Here is a 1,288-nt window from a genome sequence, read left to right on the forward strand (position 1 = left end):
TCTTGGCACTGCTTGGCCTAGGCGCGAGCGGATTCCTGTTTGTACAGGGTCAAAATGTTTTAAAAAACCAAGAGCTCGAATTCAACCAAAAAATCGACAAAGCTGCGTTAGGCGAATCTGAAAACTCCAGCCTTTTAAAAGACAACCTCAACCGCCAAACCGCTATTCAGACCGAGTTAGACCGCCTGAACAACGGTCAAAAAAACAATAGTGATCAAATCCTGCAAACGCAGAAAGCTTATCAAGAGTTACTCAAAGGCCGTATCAACTGGCTGGTTGACGAAGCCGAATCCATGCTGAACACTGCTTCGCAACAATTGATGCTGTCAGGCAACCTACAAGGCGCGGTCAGCGTATTGGAACACATCGACAGTCGCTTAAGCCGTTTTGAACAGCCTGAACTTATCCCCGTCAAACAAGCCATCAGCAATGATTTGGCCGCACTGAAAAACCGTCCTTATGTCGATATTTCCGCTACAGCCTTGCGTATCGACCGTTTGGAAACCGGTATTTCCGGCCTGCCTTTAGTCTTGGACGGCGTATTGAAACCAGGTGCCGCGCCTGTCGAAGCCACCAATTCAGGAACCTGGTGGGAAAACACATGGGAGAAATCCCTCAATGCCCTCAAAGGCTTGGTTGAAGTCCGTCATCTGGACAGCAACGACGCCATGTTGATTTCGCCCGAACAAACCTACTTCATCCGTGAAAACCTGCGCCTACGCCTTTTGGATGCGCGCATTGCCCTGTTGCAACACAATGGCGAAGTGTACCAAAGCGATTTGAACAACGTTGAAGCAACCGTGAAGCAATACTTCGACAGCAAATCCCCTGCTACCCAGTCATGGTTGAAAGAGTTGGCCGAACTCAAAGCCCTTGATGTCCGCATGATTTCAGACGACAGCCTGAAAGCCAGCTTGAGCGCCGTTCGTGCTTATCAAGAAGGTTCGCGTACACAAATGACGACCGAAGAAGCTACGCAAACCCAAGCTGCCGAGAAAACCGCTTCCGCTCCGGCTGCAGCTACCGAACAAGCCACGACTGCCGCACCGGCTGCCGCTTCTGCCCCTCAATCTCTGGAAGCACCTGCTTTGCCGTCTGAAAACAAAAAAGAACCGGCCGCCGAAGCTGCCAAACCACAAAACCAAACCAAGCCTGCTGCCAAAATTAAAGGAGAGCAAGCATGAAAACCGTCGTTTGGATTGTCATTCTGTTTGCCGCCGCCGTTGGTTTAGCGTTGGCTTCCGGCATTTATCCAGGTAACGTGTACGTCGTGGTTGAGTACACCATG

General features: G+C 50.5%; 1 protein-coding gene. It reads left to right on the forward strand.

Features of this window, described 5'->3' with window-relative positions:
* Window positions 1-1,184 (forward strand): uroporphyrinogen-III C-methyltransferase (locus ACTHUM_RS14395; protein WP_440403211.1); only part of this gene is annotated, 1,184 nt, incomplete at its 5' end.
* Window positions 1,185-1,288 lie beyond the last annotated feature (104 nt).

The sequence above is a fragment of the Neisseria sp. P0021.S006 genome, from assembly GCF_051956895.1.